At 65.7% G+C, this 13,616-nt stretch carries 16 protein-coding genes; 12 read left to right on the top strand and 4 right to left on the bottom strand.

All coding sequences use genetic code 11. From position 1 onward, the window contains the following. The first annotated feature begins 45 nt into the window (after positions 1-45). The 9 genes from phnG to NLM25_RS41715 are packed head-to-tail and all read left to right on the top strand — an operon-like array spanning position 46 to position 7,029. Entirely contained in the window at positions 46-510 is a 465-nt protein-coding gene (phnG, locus tag NLM25_RS41755) for a phosphonate C-P lyase system protein PhnG (RefSeq protein WP_254140797.1), read from the top strand. Positions 511-514: 4 nt separating this feature from the next. Further along, positions 515-1,123: a phosphonate C-P lyase system protein PhnH gene (gene phnH, locus NLM25_RS41750; protein WP_254123737.1), complete on the top strand. Its 609-nt coding sequence runs from the start codon at positions 515-517 to the stop codon at positions 1,121-1,123. A 4-nt stretch (positions 1,124-1,127) separates the two neighbouring features. Next, positions 1,128-2,231 (top strand): carbon-phosphorus lyase complex subunit PhnI, encoded by a 1,104-nt coding sequence (locus NLM25_RS41745; RefSeq protein ID WP_254140796.1) that lies wholly within the window; start codon positions 1,128-1,130, stop codon positions 2,229-2,231. Then, positions 2,228-3,118 carry an alpha-D-ribose 1-methylphosphonate 5-phosphate C-P-lyase PhnJ gene (locus NLM25_RS41740; RefSeq protein WP_254123735.1) on the top strand — a complete coding sequence of 297 codons (891 nt, stop codon included), beginning with the start codon at positions 2,228-2,230 and terminating at the stop codon, positions 3,116-3,118. Before NLM25_RS41745 ends, NLM25_RS41740 begins: the two co-directional genes overlap by 4 nt. Next, entirely contained in the window at positions 3,111-3,908 is a 798-nt protein-coding gene (gene phnK / locus NLM25_RS41735; protein WP_254123734.1) for a phosphonate C-P lyase system protein PhnK, read from the top strand. Before NLM25_RS41740 ends, phnK begins: the two co-directional genes overlap by 8 nt. Before the next feature lie 22 nt (positions 3,909-3,930). Continuing rightward, positions 3,931-4,629, top strand: coding sequence for a phosphonate C-P lyase system protein PhnL (phnL, locus tag NLM25_RS41730; protein WP_254140795.1), 699 nt, complete (start codon positions 3,931-3,933; stop codon positions 4,627-4,629). A 12-nt stretch (positions 4,630-4,641) separates the two neighbouring features. Further along, complete coding sequence (locus NLM25_RS41725; RefSeq protein WP_254140794.1) at positions 4,642-5,799, top strand: alpha-D-ribose 1-methylphosphonate 5-triphosphate diphosphatase; 1,158 nt, start codon at positions 4,642-4,644, stop codon at positions 5,797-5,799. After that, complete coding sequence (gene phnN, locus NLM25_RS41720; protein WP_254140793.1) at positions 5,796-6,392, top strand: phosphonate metabolism protein/1,5-bisphosphokinase (PRPP-forming) PhnN; 597 nt, start codon at positions 5,796-5,798, stop codon at positions 6,390-6,392. The genes NLM25_RS41725 and phnN overlap by 4 nt, the downstream gene beginning before the upstream one ends. A 25-nt stretch (positions 6,393-6,417) precedes the next feature. Next, on the top strand, positions 6,418-7,029 hold the full coding sequence (locus tag NLM25_RS41715) for a pyridoxamine 5'-phosphate oxidase family protein (protein ID WP_254140792.1): 612 nt from the start codon (positions 6,418-6,420) through the stop codon (positions 7,027-7,029). Between the two features lie 194 nt (positions 7,030-7,223). On the opposite strand, the gene NLM25_RS41710 is transcribed toward NLM25_RS41715, so the two are convergent. Continuing rightward, positions 7,224-7,955, bottom strand: a complete 732-nt coding sequence (locus NLM25_RS41710; RefSeq protein ID WP_254140791.1) for an SDR family NAD(P)-dependent oxidoreductase — start codon at positions 7,953-7,955, stop codon at positions 7,224-7,226. 392 nt (positions 7,956-8,347) lie between these two features. Here NLM25_RS41710 and NLM25_RS41705 point away from each other — a divergent pair, with 392 nt between their 5' ends. Further along, positions 8,348-8,569: a hypothetical protein gene (locus NLM25_RS41705; RefSeq protein WP_254123728.1), complete on the top strand. Its 222-nt coding sequence runs from the start codon at positions 8,348-8,350 to the stop codon at positions 8,567-8,569. Between the two features lie 16 nt (positions 8,570-8,585). Then, a complete protein-coding gene (locus NLM25_RS41700) occupies positions 8,586-9,539 on the top strand; it encodes an aliphatic sulfonate ABC transporter substrate-binding protein (protein WP_254140790.1) in 954 nt (317 codons plus the stop codon). 6 nt (positions 9,540-9,545) lie between these two features. Here NLM25_RS41700 and NLM25_RS41695 read toward each other — a convergent pair whose 3' ends face one another. The 3 genes from NLM25_RS41695 to NLM25_RS41685 all read right to left on the bottom strand — a co-directional run bounded on the left by NLM25_RS41695 (position 9,546) and on the right by NLM25_RS41685 (position 12,520). Next, complete coding sequence (locus NLM25_RS41695) at positions 9,546-10,328, bottom strand: alpha/beta fold hydrolase (RefSeq protein ID WP_254140789.1); 783 nt, start codon at positions 10,326-10,328, stop codon at positions 9,546-9,548. Positions 10,329-10,332: 4 nt separating this feature from the next. Continuing rightward, positions 10,333-11,628 (bottom strand): O-acetylhomoserine aminocarboxypropyltransferase, encoded by a 1,296-nt coding sequence (locus NLM25_RS41690; RefSeq protein WP_254140788.1) that lies wholly within the window; start codon positions 11,626-11,628, stop codon positions 10,333-10,335. A gap of 97 nt (positions 11,629-11,725) precedes the next feature. Beyond that, entirely contained in the window at positions 11,726-12,520 is a 795-nt protein-coding gene (locus tag NLM25_RS41685; protein ID WP_254140787.1) for an IclR family transcriptional regulator, read from the bottom strand. A 130-nt stretch (positions 12,521-12,650) separates the two neighbouring features. Here NLM25_RS41685 and NLM25_RS41680 point away from each other — a divergent pair, with 130 nt between their 5' ends. Beyond that, positions 12,651-13,616 carry a tripartite tricarboxylate transporter substrate binding protein gene (locus tag NLM25_RS41680; protein WP_254140786.1) on the top strand — a complete coding sequence of 322 codons (966 nt, stop codon included), beginning with the start codon at positions 12,651-12,653 and terminating at the stop codon, positions 13,614-13,616.

Genomic DNA, 13,616 nt, shown 5'->3' with positions numbered 1-13,616 from the left:
ATTATCATAGACAACTTGGATTCGGCAAGTTCTGTCAAAAGCTCGGTGGATTTGGTGACCCAGCACAACAACCAGCAAGCCCAGCGCAAGGCCGCGATGGCCGTGCTGGCGCACGCGGAGGCGGGCGAGATCGCCGCTCGCCTCCGCGCTTTCGCGCTGCCGGCACATCAGGAGCTGCGCGCGCCGGAAAACGGCCTCGTGATGCTGCGCGGCCGGGTCGGCGGCGATGGCGCGCCGTTCAATCTCGGCGAAGCGACGGTGTCGCGCGCGGCGGTCCGGCTCGCGAGCGGCGAGGTCGGCTTCGGCTACACGCTGGGACGCGACGGCGAGAAGGCGCGGCTGATCGCGCTGTGCGACGCGCTGGTGCAGTCCGGTGAATTCGGCGAGGCGGTGGAGCGTGACGTTATCACGCCGTTGCGCGAGCAGCTTATGCTTCAGCGCGCGCGGGCGGCGGCCGAGACCGCCGCGACGAAGGTTGATTTCTACACCATGGTGCGCGGTGAGGGGTGAGGCCATGACCACGATTGCGGAACTGCCGCCGGGGTTCGCCGACAAGGTGTTGTCGGCGCAATCGACCTTTCGTTCGGTCATGGACGCGATGGCGCGGCCGGGCTCGGTCCAGCGCATCGTGCCGATGGCAGGGGCGCCCGGACCGATGATGCGCGGCACCGCCGCGATCGCGCTGACGCTGTTCGACCATGACACACCGCTCTGGCTCGATGCGCGCATGTCGGAAAGCTCCGACGTGACAAAATGGCTCAAGTTCCACACCGGCGCGCCGGTCGTGCAGGACTCGTCGATCGCGAGTTTCGCTCTGATCAGCGACGGCACGGCGCTGCCGGTGCTCGAGCGCTTCGCGCTCGGCACGAACGAATATCCGGATCGCTCGACCACGGTCATCCTCCAGGTCGATCACCTCGATGCAGGGCGCAGTTTCGAGCTGCGCGGCCCCGGCATCGATGGTGTCGCGACACTTCAGGCGTCGATCAAGCCTTTCGACCTGTTCGAGCGCCTGCGGTTCAACGAGGCATTGTTTCCGCGCGGCATCGATGTGGTGCTGGTTGCCGATGACGCCGTGGTTGCGATCCCGCGCACCACGCGTGTCGTGAACAAGGGAAGCTAGTCGCATGTATGTCGCAGTCAAAGGCGGCGAGCGCGCCATCGACAACGCCCATCGCCTGCTCGCCAATGCGCGGCGCGGCGACAGAAGCGTTCCGGAAGTCACGCTCGACCAGATCTCGGAGCAGCTTGGCCTCGCCGTGGACCGCGTCATGAGCGAAGGCTCGCTCTATGATCGCGAGCTCGCTGCGCTCGCCATCAAGCAGGCGCGCGGCGATCTGATCGAGGCGATCTTCCTGGTCCGCGCCTTCCGCGCCACGCTGCCGCGCTTCGGCGCGAGCGAGCCGGTCGACACCGGCGCCATGCGGGTGCAGCGGCGCGTGTCGTCGACCTTCAAGGACATTCCTGGCGGGCAGATCCTCGGGCCGACCTTCGACTATACGCATCGCCTGCTCGATCCGACCCTCGCTGAAGGCTTTGTGCCGGAAGCGCCGGCAACCGCAGAGGCCTCGACCGCGGCCACGCCGCGCGTGACCGACATTCTCGGCCGCGACGGACTGATCGAATCCTCACCGCAGGCGGAAGACGGCGCCAGCGTCGGCGACCTCACGCGCGAGCCGCTGAACTTTCCGGCGGACCGTGATCTGCGCCTGCAAAATCTTGCGCGCGGCGACGAGGGCTTCCTGCTGGCGATGGGCTATTCCACCCAGCGCGGCTATGGCCGCAACCATCCCTTCGCCGGAGAGATCCGCTTCGGCGAGGTCGAGGTCGAATTCTCTGCGGAAGACGTCGGCTTCGCCGTGTCGCTCGGCTCGATCGAGCTGACCGAATGCCAGATGGTCAACCAATTCAAGGGATCGGCGACAGAAGCGCCGTGCTTCACCCGCGGCTATGGCCTCGCCTTCGGCCAGAGCGAGCGCAAGACCATGTCGATGGCGCTGGTGGACCGCGCGCTCCGCGCCCGCGAGCTCGGCGAAGAGGCCGTAGCCCCGGCGCAAGATGAAGAATTCGTGATGTCGCATTCGGACAACGTCCAGGCGACCGGCTTCGTCGAGCATCTGAAGCTGCCGCATTATGTCGACTTCCAGTCCGAGCTCGGCCTGCTGCGCAAGCTGCGTCGGGAATTCGCCGAGGCCAATGCGCCCGATGCCATGAAGGAGGCCGCGGAATGAACGCGCCCGCCTACAATTTCGCCTATCTCGATGAACAGACCAAGCGGATGATCCGCCGCGCGATCCTGAAAGCGATCGCGATCCCCGGCTATCAGGTGCCGTTCGCCAGCCGTGAAATGCCGATGCCCTATGGCTGGGGCACTGGCGGCGTGCAGGTGACCGCTGCGATCCTTGGTCCGCAAGACACGCTGAAAGTGATCGACCAGGGTTCCGACGACACCACGAACGCGATCTCGATCCGGAAGTTCTTCGCCAAGACCGCCGGCGTCGCCACGACGACGTCGACGATCGATGCGACCGTGATCCAGACCCGTCACCGCATACCCGAGACGTCGCTGCACGAGAACCAGGTGCTGGTCTATCAGGTGCCGATCCCCGAACCCCTGCGCTTCCTCGAGCCGCGCGAGACCGAGACGCGGCGCATGCATGCGCTCGCCGAATACGGCCTGATGCATGTCAAGCTCTACGAGGACATCGCCCGCTTCGGTCACATCGCGACCGCCTACGCCTATCCGGTCAAGGTGAACGCGCGCTATGTGATGGATCCGTCGCCGACGCCGAAATTCGACAATCCCAAGATGGACAATTGCCCCGCGCTGCAATTGTTCGGCGCCGGCCGCGAGAAGCGCATCTACGCGATCCCGCCTTATACGCAGGTGGTGTCGCTCGATTTCGAGGATCACCCGTTCGAGCCGTATCGCTTCAACGCGCCCTGCGCGCTGTGCGCCGCCGAGAATTCCTATCTCGACGAGATCGTCACCGACGACAAGGGCGGGCGGATGTTCGTCTGCTCCGACACCGATTACTGCGAGGGCCGCCAGGCCGCCGGCCATCACGGCAGCCTCAGCGCCGCGCCGTACAAGGAGAAGTCGGGCTCCCATGGTTGATCAAGACATGCTCGAAAACGACCAGCCGCTGCTGGTCGCGGAGTCCCTCAGCAAATCCTACGGCCGCATTGCCGCGTGCCGCGACGTGTCGTTCTCGCTCTACCCCGGCGAGGTGCTGGCGATCGTCGGCGAATCCGGTTCGGGCAAGTCGACGTTGCTGCAAATGCTGTCGGGCCAGCTCGCGCCGAGCGCCGGCCACGTCTCCTATCGGATGCGCGACGGCATCACCCGCGATCTCACAACCTTGGGCGAAGCCGAGCGGCGCTTCCTGTTCCGCACCGATTGGGGCTATGTGCACCAGGATCCCGCGCAGGGCCTGCGCATGGCGGTTTCGGCCGGCGCCAATGTTGGCGAGCGGCTGATGGCGGTGGGCTGGAATCACTACGGCCGCATTCGCGACACCGCGTCGGACTGGTTGACGCGCGTCGAGATCGACATCGCTCGCATCGACGATGCGCCGCGCACCTATTCCGGCGGCATGCGTCAGCGCCTGCAGATCGCCCGCAATCTCGTCACCGAGCCACGGCTGGTGTTCATGGACGAGCCGACCGGCGGCCTCGACGTCTCCGTGCAGGCCCGCCTGCTCGACCTCGTGCGCAGCCTCGTCGCCGAGCTGCATCTCGCCGTCATCATCGTGACCCACGATCTCGCGGTGGCGCGGCTGTTGTCGCATCGCGTGATGGTGATGAAGGGCGGCCGCGTCATCGAAACCGGTCTCACCGACCAGGTGCTCGACGATCCGCGCGAGCCCTATACCCAGCTCCTCGTCTCCTCGATTCTGCCGCCATGAGCTTTCCCCAATGAGCTTTGCAATGACCGCCATGATCGACATCGCCGCCGCGAAAAAGACCTTTACGATGCACCTGCAAGGCGGCATCGAATTGCCCGTCGTCAGCGGCGTGACCTTCCACGTCAATCCCGGCGAATGCGTCGTGCTGTCGGGGCCATCGGGCGCCGGAAAATCGTCGATCCTAAAGATGATCTTCGGCAATTACCGCTGCGATTCCGGCCGCATCGGCATCCGCCATCGCGGCGCGGTGGTCGATCTCGCCACCGCCGAGCCGCGGCAGGTGCTGAACATCCGCCGTTCCACGATCGGCTATGTCAGCCAGTTCTTGCGCGCGGTGCCGCGGGTTGCGACCATCGATGTCGTCGCCGAGCCGCTGATCGTCAACGGCATGGCCCGGGCCGAAGCGCAAGCGCGCGCCGGCGCGTTGTTGCACCGCCTCAACATTCCCGAGCGCCTGTGGCAGCTTCCGCCCGCGACCTTCTCCGGCGGCGAGCAGCAGCGCGTCAACATCGCGCGCGGTTTCATCTCGGAGCTGCCGATCCTGCTGCTGGACGAACCCACCGCCTCGCTCGATGCGGCCAATCGCGCCGTCGTGGTCGAGCTGGTCGCCGAGAAAAAACGCCAGGGTGTCGCCATGGTCGCCATTGTCCATGACGACGAAATCCGCCATCTGATTGCCGACCGTATCGTTGACGTCACCAGTTTTGCCGCCGCCGCCTGAGGGAAGAGGGAAATGAACGCCAAGCCGAAGGAATCCGTGATCGCCAACGCCAGGATCGTGCTGGCTGACCGGGTGATCGAGCAGGGCTGGCTCGCTCTTGCCGACGGACGCATCGCCGAGATCGGCGAGGGCAGGGCGCCCTCGGGCGCCGAGGACGCCGGCGGCGATCTCATCATGCCCGGCCTGATCGAGCTCCACACCGACCATCTCGAAGCACACTACGTGCCGCGCCCAAAGGTGTTCTGGAATCCGGTTGCGGCCGTGATCTCCTATGACGGCCAGCTCGCGACCTCGGGCATCACCACCGTGTTCGACTCGCTCCGGGTCTGGCGCGAGGACGGCGCCGAGGAAGTCGATGGCCGTGCCGGCGTGCTCGCCGCCGCGATCACGACCGCGCGCGACGCCAGCCTGCTGCGCGCCGACCACTTCCTGCATCTGCGCTGCGAAATCCCGATGCCGAGCGTGGTCGAGGAAGCCAAGGAGCTGATCGACCGTCCGGACGTCAAGCTGATGTCGCTGATGGACCACACCCCCGGCCAGCGCCAGTTCCGCGACGAGGTCAAGCTGCGCGACTACTATCGCGGCAAGGGCGGCGGCAAGACCGATGCCGAGCTCGACGAGCTGTTCGCAAAGCGCTTCGAGTATCAGAAGCTTTATGCTGCGGCCAACATGCGCGAGATCGTGGCGCTGGCGCATGAGTACAAGATCCCGCTCGCGAGCCATGACGACACCACCGAGGAGAACGTCGCGGACGCCGTGCGCGATCGCGTTTCGGTGGCGGAATTTCCGACCACGCTGGAGGCTGCGCGCGGCCTGCACCAGGCCGGCATCGACATCCTGATGGGCGCACCGAACGTCGTGCGCGGCGGCTCCCACTCCGGCAATATCGCCGCAGTCGATCTCGCCCGCGAGGGTCTGCTCGACATCCTGTCGTCGGACTACATTCCGTCCAGCCTGCTGATGGCCGCGCTGCAATTGCCGGAGCATGTGCCGGCGATCAGCCTGCCTGCGGCGGTTCGCACCGTGACCAAGGCACCGGCCGAGGCGGTTGGCCTCACCGACCGCGGCGAGGTCGCGACCGGCAAACGAGCCGATCTGATCCGCGTGCACGTGGCCGGCAGCGTTCCCGTGGTCCGCAGTGTCTGGCGCGAAGGACACCGCGTGGCATGAGCGAAACCGCGACCATGGCGCAGGATGCGGCCGGCGGGATCGGGCCCGGGCGGCTCGTGCTCGTGGTCGGTCCGAGCGGCGCCGGCAAGGACACGCTTTTGCGGCTCGCGCAGGCGGCCTGCGCGGACGACCGCGATGTCGTCTTTCCGCGCCGCGTCGTCACCCGCGCGTCTTCTGCCGACGAGGACAACATTGCGGTGAGCCAGGACGACTTCCGTCGCGGACGTGAGCATGGCGATTTCGCCGTGCATTGGGAGGCGCACGGGCATTCCTATGCCCTGCCGCTCGAAATCAACGACGACATCCGGGCCGGTCGCGCGGTCGTCGCCAATGTCTCGCGCACGGTGATCGGCGCGCTGCGCCAGGCCTATGCCAACGTCATCGTGGTCGCGATCACGGCGCCGCCGGACGTGCTGGCGCAGCGGCTTGCCGCGCGCGCCCGGCACAGCGACGGCAATATCGCCGATCGCCTCGCGCGCAACGTCGACGACACATCGGCCGATGCCGATGTCACCATCCTCAATGCCGGCAGCGCGGAGTATCACAGCCGCCAGCTCGTGCGTGCGATCAGGAATGAAGGCTGGCAGGAGTAGCTGCCGGCACAACAAGGAGAACGGAATGTCGGTGATCGAAACGGTCGAACAGCTGGAAGCCATCTACGGCGCCGTCGGTGACGCTTCGACCGTGAAAGTCGCCGACCACGTCACGCCGCTCTACAGGATCTTCATCGAGAAGGCGCCGTTCGCCGCACTTGCCACCATCGGGCCTGAGGGCATCGACTGCTCGCCGCGCGGCGATCTCCCCGGCTTCGTCCGTATCCACGATCCGAAGACGCTGATGCTGCCGGATCGGCGCGGCAACAACCGGGTCGATTCCTTGCGCAACATCGTGCGCGATCCCAGGGTGTCGCTGATGTTCCTGATCCCCGGTTCGGGCAACGCGGTGCGGGCCAACGGCCGCGCCCATCTCTCCGTCGATCCCGAGTTGCTGGCTTCGTTCAAGGTCGAGGGCAAGGCGCCGCGCAGCGTCATGGTGATGACCGTCGACGAAATCTATTTCCAGTGCGCCCGCGCCATCGTGCGCTCCGACCTCTGGAATCCCGACAAGCGGATCGATCCGAAGACCTTGCCGACACCCGGCCAGATCCTGGCCGAGATGAGCGAGAACAAGGTCGGCGGCGCCGAGTACGATCGCATCTGGCCGGAGCGCGCAGCGGCGACGATGTGGTGATCTTTCTTACCCTCTCCCCCGCCGAAGATGGGGGATATCTCTCCGCGAATTCGGAATCGTAGGGTGGGCAAAGGCGCACTTGCGCCGTGCCCACCATCTCTCCGCGATCGCGACAAATGGTGGGCACGCTTCGCTTTGCCCACCCTACGGCGTTCCCGAGCTTGGAAGAGGGGGCCACCGCGCGCAGCAGTGCCCTAATTAAACGCCATCCCGCCGCTCAGCGCGACCGTCTGCCCGGTCATGTAGGCATTGTCGACCAGCAGCATCACCGCTTTGGCCACCTCGTCCGCCGTGCCGAAGCGGCCGAGCGGGATGCGGCTGACGAGCTGCGGTTGGCCGCTCATCATGTCGGTCTCGATCAGCGAGGGCGCCACTGCGTTGACGGTGATGCCTTCTTTCACCAGCCGCGCCGCATAGCCGCGCGTGAGGCCCTCCATGCCGGCCTTGGATGCGTTGTAATGCGGGCCGATCGAGCCGGCGCCGCGCGCGGCACCCGAGGAGATGTTGACGATGCGCCCCCATCTCTTGGCGCGCATTTCCGGCAGCACAGCCTGCGTGCACAGGAAGACGGACTTCAGATTGACCAGCATCGTCCGGTCGAAATCGTCCTCGGTGAGATCGTCGACGCCGCGCGTGATGGCGATGCCGGCATTGTTGACGAGGATGTCGATCGGCCCGAGCCCGGCCGTAACGCGCTCGACCATTGTGGCCACGGCTTGGCGCTGCGAGACGTCGGCGGCAATTACGATGGCACGGCCGCCTTGCTTGACGATCTCGCCTGCCAGCTGCTCGGCTTGCCCGATCCGCTCGCGGCAGTTGATCGCAACGGCCGCGCCTGATGCGGCCAGCGCACGACAGATGGCAGCACCGATTCCGCGCGAGCCGCCGGTCACGAGCGCCGTGCGCCCGTTCAGATCATTCGCCATGTATGGAACTCCCGAATTGTCCGCTTGGTGGCTGCCGCAGCGTATCACGGCAGGCCGCGTATCCGTGTTGAACTCATCGCGAGATGAATCCGTCTGTCGCCGCTTGCGGCGGGAGAAGCGCCCCAGCGCGCCAAAGCCAAATATGGATAGCCATTTCATTGACCGATCGCGCCAATCGCTCGATATTCGAAGCATCGAAACTGCTCCTCGAGCTTGATGCCGCGACATGAGAACCGATCACCAGCGTAACAGAGGCGACATGCAAGCGTGCATGACGCGGCGCTGTTTCTCGGCGGCCACCGGCGCCTGTTGTTGTTGCTGATCGCCTTCTAGCAACTCCCGCACAGCAAATCTCAAGACAGGAACGCCGGCACTTCGGCGAGCGAGCAGACATGTCTCAAGCCCAATCGAACGCCTACATCATCGAAATCCACGATCGCGCCGCCGGCATCATCACGCGGGATGAGCGCGGCTTCCGCTTCTTCTCCTCCGAGCGCCTGTTCGACAGCCTCGAAGGCCGCCAGTTCCGCTCGGCGCGCGAGGCCGAGCGCGCAGCACGCGCCCTGCTGTCCGAGAAGGGCCGCCGCGCGAATTCCCAACTCTTCGCCAACTGACCCGGAGCACCACGACATGATCACTCGACGACACATCCTCGCAACGACGCTCCTTCTCGCGACCGCTGTCGCCGCGCCCGCGCGCGCCGAGGACAAGCCGGCCGAAATCCGCATCGGCACGCAGAAGGGCGGCTTCTTCCCGGCGGTGCGCCAGCGTCAAACGCTCGAGAATGCCTTCAAGCCGCTGGGTATCGAGGTCAAGTGGATCGACTTCCAGTTCGGTCCGCCGCTGCTGGAGGCCATCAATGTCGGCAGCGTCGATTTCGGCTTCGTCGGCGACACCCCACCGATCTTCGCCCAGGCGGGCGGGGCCAAGATCCGCTATGTCGCGGCGGTGAAGTCCGAAGGCGACAATCAGGCGATTATCGTGCCGAAGGACTCGCCGATCGGGACGTTGGCCGATCTCAAGGGCAAGCGCGTCGCCTTCGGCAAGGGATCGAGCGCGCACAATCTCCTGGTCGCTTCGCTCGAAAAGGCTGGCCTGTCCTGGGCGGATATCACGCCGGCGCCGCTCGCGCCCGCCGATGCGACGGCCGCCTTCGTCAAGGGCTCGGTCGATGCCTGGTCGATCTGGGATCCGTATCTGGCGCTCGCCGAATTGAAGGAGAACGCGCGGGTTCTCGCCTTCGACAAGGACGTGCACAAGCCGAACGCCTATTACATCGCCAACACGGATTTCGTTGAGAAGTATCCGTCACTGGTCGCCAAGCTCAACACGACGTTTGCATCCGAAGGCAAGTGGGCGGAAGCGCATCACGAGGAGGTCGCGAAAGCGCAATCCGAGGCGACCGGTGTGGACATCGAGGCGGTCAGACGTTTCGTGAATCGCTCGACTTACAGCGTGGTGCCGCTCGACGCCGAGGTGATCAAGGGCCAGCAAGCCGTCGCCGACCGCTTTGCAAAGCTCGGCCTGATTCCGAAGCCGGTCAACGTCTCCGACATCGTCTGGAAGTGGACGCCGGGCTCCTGAGAGGACTCAGCCCTTCAGCGCTGCCAGTAACTCATCCGGACGCTCGGCCATGATCATGTGGCCCGCGCCCGGCACCACGACGGTCTTCGCATGCGGGATCGCCGCGGCGAGCGCCTTGCCGGCCTTCACCGGCGTCATCATGTCCCGCTCGCCGAGGACGAGCGTCGCAGGCACCTTGACGCTCGCGGCAGCCGCGAGTGCGTTCGCATAAGAATTGCAGGCGGATAAATCCCTGAACAGCACACCCGGCTCGCAAGCTTGAAGCACCGCCTGCGCGCCGCCATGCATCCACAGGCCCGGTGCGAGGCTGCCGCCGAGCTCGGCGTTGAAGCCGAGGCCCCAGATCGACACCATATCGTTTGCATCCTGCGAGTTGGCTTCAGCGGCCTTGAGCAGATCCGGGCCGACCGTCATGGTCGCGGCCGTGCCGATCAGGCTCAGCGCCGAGACCTTGTCGGGGTGACGCGCTGCCGTCTCTAGCGAGATCAGCGATCCCATGGAGTGGCCGATCAGATGCGCCTTGGCCACGCCGGCGGCATCAAGCAGCGCCGCCGTCCAGTCGGCCATCTCGGCGATACTTCCCAGTGAAGGCCCGGCCGAGCGGCCATGGCCGGGGAGATCAGGCGCCAGCACGCCAAAGCCGTGATGGGCGAACCAGCGCGTATGCAGCGCCCAGGTCGAACGATCGAAACCGGCACCATGGAGGAAGACGACCGTGGGCAGGGACTTGTCGAAGTCGCAGCCGCCGGTCGCGACAAACACATCAGTGCCGTTGACGGAAAGCTTCATGGCGTCAGACCTTTTGCGAGATGCGTAGCGCTTGGGCGAGATCGTCGATGATGTCGGACGCCGTCTCGATACCGACGGACAGCCGCACCAGCTCCTCGCCGATGCCGGCGGCCTTGAGCTGCTCGGCATCCATTTGCTGATGCGTGGTCGAGGCCGGATGGATCACCAGCGTCTTGGCGTCGCCGACATTGGCGAGATGACTGATCATGCGCAAGCTTTCGATGAACTTGCGGCCCGCGGGCCGCCCGCCCTTGATGCCGAAGGAGACGATCGAGCCCGCGCCGCGCGGCAGCAGCTGTTTTGCGAGCTGATAGTCTGTGTGGTCCTCGAGCGAGGGATGCAGCACCCAGTCGACGGCCTTGTTGGCTTTCAATGCTTCCAGCACCAGGTGCGTGTTCTGCATGTGCCGGTCCATGCGCACGCCGAGCGTCTCGACACCCTGCAAGAGCTGGAAGGCGTTGGTCGGCGACAGGCAGGCGCCGAAATCGCGCAGGCCCTCGGTGCGCGCGCGCATGATGAAGGCGCTCGTGCCGAACTGCTCGTCGAAGACGATGCCGTGATAGCCGCCATAGGGTTCGGTCAGCACGCCGAACTTGCCGGAGCCGCGCCAGTCGAAGCGGCCGCCGTCGACGATGGCGCCGCCGATCGCGATGCCGTGGCCGCCGATCCATTTGGTCGCCGAATGCATGACGATGTCGGCGCCGAGCTCGATGGGGCGGCTGAGATAGGGGGTGGCAAAGGTGTTGTCGATCAGCAGCGGAATCTTCGCCTGATGCGCGATCGCCGCGACCTCCGGAATATCGAGCACCTCGAGTCCGGGATTGCCGATGGTCTCGCCGATCACGAGCTTTGTGTTCGGCTTGATCGCCGCGCGGAATGCGTCGAGATCGCGCGGCTTGACGAAGCTGGTGGTAATGCCGAAACGCGGCAGCGTGTGCGCCAGCAGATTGATGGTGCCGCCATAGAGCGAGCTCGACGCCACGATGTGGTCGCCGGCGCTCAGCAACGTCGCGATGGCCAGATGCATCGCGGCCATGCCGCTCGCGGTGCAGATCGCGCCGACGCCGCCCTCCAGCGCCGCGAGCCGCTCCTCCAGCACGCCGGTGGTCGGATTGGAGATGCGCGTGTAGATGTGGCCGGCGCGTTCGAGATTGAACAGCGCGGCGGCGTGGTCGGAATCCTGGAACACGTAGGACGTGGTCTGGTAGATCGGCACCGCGCGGGCGCCGGTCGCGGGATCAGGATGCTGGCCCGCATGCAGGCTCAGGGTCTCGAAGGCAGGCGGTTTCGGCGCGGGCATGCGTGGCCTCGTTGGTCGGTCGGCGGAGGCGGTCGTTGTGCCACAAAACCGCGCGCCAAGTCAGCCCATTGACAGCGTCGCGTGATGTCGTGCAGCGCTAGCCGCCGATCGCGTGCTCGATGATCCCTGTCTCGCGCAAGAGTATCTCCACGACTTCCTGCTCGCGGCGCGGACCGAGCCTCGTCCGAACGGCAGAGACCGTCATCGCCGCGGCGGGGCGGCCGTCCGGGGTCTTGATCCAGGTTGAGATCGATTTCGTGCCCTGCACGAGACCGATCTCCCTCATACCGTATCCCAGCCGCCGCGCCGCGGTGACCTCGCCGAGCACCGTCGCAACGTCGGTCCGGTAGGACTCAAATCTCTTCTCGTTGGCTGCGACGATTTTTCGCGCGTCCTGCGCCGGCATCGCCGCGAGGATGGCAACGCCTGCACTGGAGACGCCGAGCGGCCGGCGCGCGCCGACCTCGATCGACAGCACCTGAATCGGATAGATGCCGATCCTGCGATCGACGCACAGCGTGTCGTTGCCGGTCCGCACCGTCAGGAACAGCGTGTCGCCGATCTCCGCGGAGGCGCGCCGCAGCGACGGAGTTGCGGCGACCAGCAGCCGCGAGGGCCGCGCCCTTGCGAGCGCCAGCTCCGGCACCTGGTTGCCGATCGCGTAGCGGCCAGTCTTGCCATGCCGTTCGACGATGCCTTCCTCGATCAGCACGTGGACGATGCGATGCACGGTCGGACGGGTGAGGCCGGTTGCCCGCACGACCTCGGCCAATGGCACACCATCCTCGCGGCCTGCGGCAAGAATGCGCAGCACGGCCAGCGCGCGCCGGATCGCCTGCGCACCTTGTCGCGGCTCTGCGGAACTGTTGGCGGGCTTGCGCGTCTTGTCCATAATATGGACAAGAACGCCACAATTCGCTCGACAGGTAAAGCGCGCATCTGGAGATTGCGCCGCGATCGGGCGCCATGCACGACAGGCAACGGCACTCGAAGTGAATTGGAAGCGCCGCCGGGAGGTTAACATGAGATTAATCTGGATTGCCATAGCAGCCGCAGCCGCGATGCTGGCGGGACCCGCCTCGGGCCAGCAATGGCCGGCGCGCAACGTCAAGCTGATCGTGCCCTATCCGGCCGGCGGCAACGTCGACAGCGCGGCGCGCATCATCGCCGACAAGCTCCAGGAAAAGCTCGGCCAGCCCTTCATCATCGAGAACAAGGCCGGCGCCGGCGGCATGATCGCGGGCGAAGCCTTCGCGAAATCTGCGCCGGACGGCTACACGCTGTTCGTCGGCGCCAACGGCCCGGTGCTGTTCGCGACCGAAATCAACAAGCGCGAGGCCTATAGCTGGAAGAAGGACTTTCTTCCCATTTCGACGATCTCGATGACGCCGCTGGTGCTCGAGGTCCATCCGTCGGTGCAGGCAAACAATTTCAAGGAATTCATCGACCTCGCCAAGCGCGAGCCCGGCAAGCTGACGATGGCTTCGCCCGGTCCCGGCACCACCAACCACCTGCTCAGCGAGCTGATGCAGTCGAACCTCGACCTGCAATGGGTCACCGCGCATTACCGCGGCAACGCGCCTGCGATCAACGATCTGCTCGGCGGCCAGGTGCAGTTCGCGTTCGACCAGCTCACGGTCAGCCTCCAGCACATCAAGGCCGGCCTGTTCCGCGCGCTCGCGGTGACGAGCCCGCATCGCCTGAAGTCGCTGCCCGACGTCCCGACCTTCGCCGAGCTCGGCTACAAGGACTTAGACGGCCAGACCTTTACGGGCCTGTTCGCGCCCGCAGGCACGCCGGCGCCTGTCGTCGACAAGTTGCACGAGACGCTGGTCGCGATCCTGAAGGACCCCGGCGTGGTCGACAAGTTCGAGAAGCTCGGCGGCGAAGCCACGCCGATGACGCCGGACGAGTTCAAGGCCTATCTCGAGCGCGAGGACGCCAAGTGGATTCCGGTCGTGCGCAAGGCCAACATCAAGGCTGACTGA

The organism is Bradyrhizobium sp. CCGB01, assembly GCF_024199795.1.
Classification (GTDB): domain Bacteria; phylum Pseudomonadota; class Alphaproteobacteria; order Rhizobiales; family Xanthobacteraceae; genus Bradyrhizobium.
This window is presented reverse-complemented; position numbering and strand designations above follow the sequence as displayed.